Annotated in this window: 1 protein-coding gene; it reads right to left on the minus strand. The window is 56.6% G+C overall.

What is annotated here, in order from left to right:
* Positions 1 to 187 (minus strand): biotin carboxylase N-terminal domain-containing protein (locus K6T82_RS24395; protein ID WP_276572846.1); only part of this gene is annotated, 187 nt, incomplete at its 3' end.
* Between the last annotated feature and the right edge of the window lie 94 nt (positions 188 to 281).

Raw genomic sequence — 281 nt, forward strand, 5'->3', positions numbered from 1 at the left:
TATTAAGATAGCTGCCCTTTGAAGAACCTGGGCCGATGCAGACGCCATAGTCAGCGAGGTGCGCATGCAACGACTGCTGATCGGCTTCCGAGTAGACTGCCACCGTCTCAATACCCATTTCGCGGGCAGCGCGAATAATTCGAACCGCAATTTCGCCCCGATTGGCCACTAATATGCGTTTGAACATAGCCACTATTCCTGATGCCGCCCCGGGGCCGCCGGAGTTGCGGCAGCAGGGGTAGCTGAGTCGATAGCAGTCGATGCCGACCCGATCGCAAAAA

Origin of the sequence: Flavobacterium potami, assembly GCF_020026915.1 — a bacterium.
In the GTDB taxonomy this organism is placed as follows: domain Bacteria; phylum Bacteroidota; class Bacteroidia; order Flavobacteriales; family Flavobacteriaceae; genus Flavobacterium; species Flavobacterium potami.